Source organism: Streptomyces sp. NPDC001450 (assembly GCF_053597295.1).
In genome coordinates, this window is sequence record NZ_JBSFHY010000133.1 from 1 (window position 1) to 2,186 (window position 2,186).

The following is a 2,186-nucleotide window of genomic DNA, read 5'->3' on the forward strand; positions in this document are numbered from 1 at the left end:
GTCTGGGTCAGCACCGCGAGCTTGTCGGGGCGCTGCTCCTGCGGCATGCCCGCCGTATCGGTGGCGACGTAGGCAGTGTTGGAATCGCGGCCGCGCGTCATCGCGACGTACAGCGATTCCCGCGTTCCAGCTCCTTCAACCAGGGTGTGGCAGGTGTCGACTGTGCGACCCTGCGCGGCGTGCACGGTGCCCGCGTACGCGAGGTCTACGTGGTCCTGAACGTACGAGGGCGGGAGCTGGAGCGTGTCTCCGTCGTCGTAAGCGACGGTCACCGACCCGTCGTCCTCGGTGGTCAGCACGCGCACGACGTCGCGGTTCGTCGCGAAGCGCTCACCGGAGGCGGTGGTGAGGCGGCGGTCGTTGTCCCGCAGCTGGATCATGTCGCCCACGCCAACCGTCAGACCACGGTTCTGCCCCAGTTCGACGCCCTCGTCCTGGACGACTCCGAGCCGCACAAGGTCGGCGCGGGCACGGGCCGCGAGCTCGTCCGACTGCTCGTTCGTCGGGGCGATGAGCAGGGAGGTCCGGCCCTTCATGTGGTCGGCCAGCCACGACTGGTAGGCGGCTTCCACCATCTCCTGGCGGGTGCCGCCGCGCAGCCGCCCGCGGTCCTCGTACGCGGCCAGGGCCTGGCGGTTGCCCTTGCGCAGTTCCAGCGACGCGTCCCGTTCCCACTCCCTGGAAAAGCGCATCACCTCGTCCAGCCTGTGCACGTTGGGCAGCTGGTCGGACAGCTGGGCGAACATGCCGCCGGAGCCCACTGCGGAAAGCTGGGCTCCATCACCCACGTACATAACCTTGGCTCCGGCGCGGTCCGCGTGGCGGCGGATCTCGTCGAGCTGGCCGGTCTCCGCCATGGACGCCTCGTCCACCATCACCAGCTGGCCCGGCTGCAGCTGGTGGGCTGCTCGGTCCTGGTCGGACACGGTGCTGCCCGCCTCGATGCGGCGGTTCGTGTCCAGGAACTTGGCGATGTTCGCGGCGGTCTCGACGCCCTCGTCGGACAGCACGCGGGCGGCGCGCTGGCTGACTGTCAGGCCGATGACCGGGCCGACTTCCTGCGTCCATACGTCGTGAATCGCGCCTGCCAGGCGGCTCTTTCCCGTTCCAGCGGCGGCGGCGACGACTTCCATGCGGCGCCCCGAGCCGAGGATGCTGCGGAACGCGGCCTCCTGGCCCTCGTTGAGCCCCACGCCGGCGGCGGCATGCTCGATCGCCTCGCGGCTCACGACCGGTGCCCCGAGCTCGGTGGCCTTGGCGATGATGCGGCCCTCGCGCTCCAGGTGAGCCTCGGTGGCGTAACGGCGGGCCCCGTGGCGGGCGTAGACCGAGAGACCGTCTTCGCGCTGCAGCTCCTGCGGGAGCGGCACCAAGTTGGGCGCGGTCAGCCGGATGACTCCTGCGTCCGCGCCCGGCTGCAGCGCAGCGTCGGCCAACTCGTTGACGAGGGCCGTCACCTGGTGGCGTTCCAACCCGCCCAGGCAGTCCGGCAGTCCCTTGGAAATCTGCACCACGAGATCCGCGCGACGCCATGCGGCCTTCTCGTCCTGGACGGTCTCGACCGCGCGCCGGACGACGTCCTCCGGGTCGAATTCCAACCCTGATTCCAAATCGACTTGGCGATGTTCCAACTGCGCAGTCTCGCGTTCCAACTGCGCAGAGACGCGTTCCACCTGAGCGGGAATCCCGGCCAGTGACTCGCGGGTGTCGGCCACCATGTCGGCCTCCCATCGGCGCAGCAGCTCCTCGCGCGGGACGGCCTCGGTCTTGTTCTTCCGCTCGTTCAGGTTCGCCCACTGGGCCATGCGCGCCAGCTCGTGCGCACCCGGCTCACGGCCGTTGCGCTCCTCCCACGCGGCCGCCAGATCAGCGGTCTTCGCCGTGATCGCCTTGCGGCGGGAGCTGTATTTGTCGCGCACCTCCTGGCCAGCTGCGGTTGGTCAGCTTGATGCTGGTCGCCTTCGACGCCGGCGGCGGCGTGAAGTCGGCCTTCTTGCGGATACGTGACTTCGGCACGAGGGACTCTCCTGTCGATGCGCTGCGTGACCGCGCAGGGAACTGTGGCTTGACGCCAGGGGCTGGAGCGAGGGGGACCACCGCCTCCCCCGGGCGTCCGTTAGCGTAGTGCTTCCGCGGCGCCTGTGGAGATAAGGGTACGTTGAGCAATTCTGCCGACTCCCCACAAG

General features: G+C 69.4%; 1 protein-coding gene and 1 pseudogene. Both read right to left on the reverse strand.

Going from position 1 to position 2,186, the window contains the following annotated elements; translation table 11 throughout:
- Positions 1-1,805 (reverse strand): ATP-dependent DNA helicase (locus tag ACWC5O_RS45325; RefSeq protein ID WP_450781377.1); only part of this gene is annotated, 1,805 nt, incomplete at its 3' end.
- Positions 1,806-1,926: 121 nt separating this feature from the next.
- Positions 1,927-2,016 (reverse strand): annotated as a pseudogene (locus ACWC5O_RS45330) (cell division protein CrgA); the annotation flags it as partial.
- Positions 2,017-2,186: the final 170 nt, after the last annotated feature.